This window comes from Nostocoides sp. (genome assembly GCF_035343835.1).
GTDB lineage: Bacteria > Actinomycetota > Actinomycetes > Actinomycetales > Dermatophilaceae > Nostocoides_A > Nostocoides_A vanveenii.
Genome location: NZ_DAOQZV010000318.1, coordinates 1 through 2946, shown reverse-complemented (window position 1 = coordinate 2946; position 2946 = coordinate 1). Strand labels below are relative to the sequence as shown.

Sequence of the window (2946 nt, the reverse complement as noted above, 5' to 3'; positions counted from 1 at the left end):
ACGTCGCCGTCCAGGAGTGGATGCGCAGGAATGGTGAGGTGACCGCCTTGACGACCATTACTCGTGCCGAGCTTCGTTTTGGGGTGGGCCGGATGCCCCGCGGTGCGCGCCGGCTACAGGTGGCTGCCGCGGTGGATGCGGTGCTGGCCGAGTTCGAAGGCGACACGCTGCCCTTCGATAGCGAGGCGGCGGACCGTTATGGCGAACTGGCAGCCCACCGGGAACGGTCTGGAGTGCCAAAACCCATGGCCGACACCATGATTGCGGCAATCTGTTTGGCCAACAGCTGCGGCCTAGTCACCCGCAATACCGCCGATTTCGACGACGCCGGGCTCGTCGCGCTGATCAACCCGTTCGGCGAGTAGCGCACAGTCAGCCGCGGCGCCGCTCGAAGGGTTCTGCGACCCAGGCGGCCTACGCGGGTGAGGCGGCGGTAACGGTCACGACGACGATTTCGCTTTTCACGCCTCACACTGTGCCTGCTTACCAGCGGGTAGGTGAGTCAAAGCGGGCGCAATACCGCCCACTCTGACGCACCTACTGCTCGGTAGCCGGGCCAGCGCGCCGCCTGCGCGGGTCCTCGACCGCGCCGCGCGCCAGATGCACCAACGGTGGCGGAGAGCTCCGGCAAGCGCGGGGATGGTGAGCGCTCCCGTGGATGAGGTCCGCGTCGGCGAGGTCGTTCTCGCGTGGGAGCAATAGCCGGTTTACAGCAACAATCGTGCAGTCGACGGATGGCCGCTCCACCAGCACGCACTCAGCCCACTCCTCGTTCGGCTCGTCTGGCTCCGCACCGGCTGGCGGGCCGGCACGAAAAACCCGCTGAGAACGAAAAAACCGCAGGTCAGAAGCGTCTGGCCCGCGGTTTGTGGTGGTGGCTAGGGACGGGGTCGAACCGTCGACCTTCCGATTTTCAGTCGGATGCTCGTACCAACTGAGCTACCTAGCCGAAAGCGTTTGCTGCTTGGGCAAACACAATGCCGGATCGCTCCGGCCCGCAGAACTATACCGTATGCCGTTCGCCCGCCTGCTCCTGCGGCTCGCCGTCGGCAACCACCGGGGACGGATGAGGTGGGTTGGCGGCCGCCCACTCGACATACGCCTCCTCGGCGACCGGGAGCGTGGGGAAGAGCATGTCCTCACCGATCAGGTCGACGACACCTGCGCGGCGCAGCGGCTCGTAGAGATCCTGCTTCAGGCGCACCAAGCCCAGGTGCACGCCCTGGGCGCGCAGATCGGCATACAGCTCCTTGAGGCCGTCGCACGCGGTGACATCGACCTCGGTGTTGGCCTCGACATTGAGCAGGAACCACCGCGGCGGGGCGTCGGGATAGCCGGCGAACTCCTTGTCGACCACCCGTTGAGCGCGTCGCTGGAGGTCCCCGGCATTGGCGAAGAAGAGCGGCGCCTCATAGCGATAGATGATCAGCCCGGGCAGCGTCTCCGCATCCGGGTAGTCGGCCGTGTCGTGCATGCCGGCCAGGCCGGGCACCCGCCCGAGGACGGCGTCGTGGGGGCGGGCCAAGCGCTGGGCCATCTCCAGCAGCGAGATCGCGATGGCGACGCCGACGCCGGCGAGCAGGCCGAGCCAGATCGTCCCGACGAGGGTGACGCCGGCGAGGAAGACCTCGCGCTTGCGAAACTGCCACATGCGGCGGGCCTCGCCGACCTTGACGAGTTTGGTGGCGGCGTAGACGACGACCGCGCCGAGGGCGGCCTGCGGCAACTGCTGCATGAGTGGTCCCGCGATGAAGAGGATCAACACCACGCAGACAGCGGCGACCAGCGAGTAGACCTGGCTTCGTGCCCGGCTGGCCAGTGCCAAGGCGGTGCGTGAGCCCGAGGACGAGACGGGGAAGCCGCCGACCAGGCCCGACATCAGGTGCACGCCGCCGAGGGCGACGAGTTCGACCTGTGGGTCCACCGCTCGTTCGCTGGGGCGTTCGCCGGGGACTTCGGGCGAGGGGAAGGCGCGGGCAGCGAGCATATTGTCGCTGTAGGCCAGGACGGCGACGCCGAGCGCGGGGAGCATCAACGCCTGCAGCTCGCCGAGGCTGACCGCCGGCAACTGGGGGACGGGCAGGCCGCGCGGGATGTGCCCGACGACGGCCACGCCCCGGTCGCCGAGGTGCATGGTGACCGAGGTCACGGTGGCCGCGATGACGGCGATCAGCGCCGCCGGCCAACTGGGCCGCACCCAGTGGATCAGGAAGATGAACGCGAGGGTGGCCAAGCCGACATACACGGTGGTCAGGTGGGCGTCCTGGGCCTGGGTGATGAAGGAGCGGACCTGCTCGACGATGCTCGCGTTGCCGCTGACATGGGTGCCGGAGAGCTTGCCGAGCTGCCCGACGACCATCAGCACGGCGGCACCGGCGAGATAGCCGATCAGCAGCGGTTGGGAGAGCAGATCGGCCATCACACCGAGCCGCAGCGCCCGGGCGACGAAGCACCAGCCGGCGACGAGCAGCGTCAGGGCCGCGGTCAGCGCCAGAACCCGGGACGGGTCGGTGCTCACCTGGGCGACGGCGGTTCCGGCCAGCAGAGCGATTGTCGACTCGGGCCCGACCGAGAGCACGCGCGAGCTGCCCATCGCGGCATACACGACGAGTGAGACGAGCGCGGTGTAGAGCCCGATCACCGGCGGCACGCCGACGATCGCGGCGTACGCCATGACCTGCGGGATCAGGTAGGCCGCGACGGCCAGCCCCGCGATGACGTCCGGTCGCAGCCACGAGCGGTGGTAGTGCTTGGTCAGGTAGTGCAGGCCCGGGGTGGCCTTCTGCAGGGCAACGAGAGCCCAGTGCGTGCGGGTGGGATTGAGGTCGTAGTCGATCGCGTGGTGGCGCGGCAGGCCTTCCTCGGTGGCGGGCAGGCGAGCGGATGACTCGGCCGCGATGCGCCCATAGGGCACGACGCGGCCGGCGCCCAGCGCGCGGGCGATAC

Annotated in this window: 2 protein-coding genes and 1 tRNA gene; 1 reads left to right on the top strand and 2 read right to left on the bottom strand. The window is 68.8% G+C overall.

Annotated elements, in window-relative coordinates:
- The coding region (locus PKH97_RS15500; protein ID WP_324388501.1) for a PIN domain-containing protein at positions 1-365 on the top strand (365 nt) is incomplete at its 5' end.
- Between the two features lie 507 nt (positions 366-872).
- Here the strand turns inward: PKH97_RS15500 and PKH97_RS15495 are convergent.
- Positions 873-949 (bottom strand) — tRNA-Phe (locus PKH97_RS15495).
- A 54-nt stretch (positions 950-1003) separates the two neighbouring features.
- The coding region (locus PKH97_RS15490; protein ID WP_324388500.1) for a SulP family inorganic anion transporter at positions 1004-2946 on the bottom strand (1943 nt) is incomplete at its 5' end.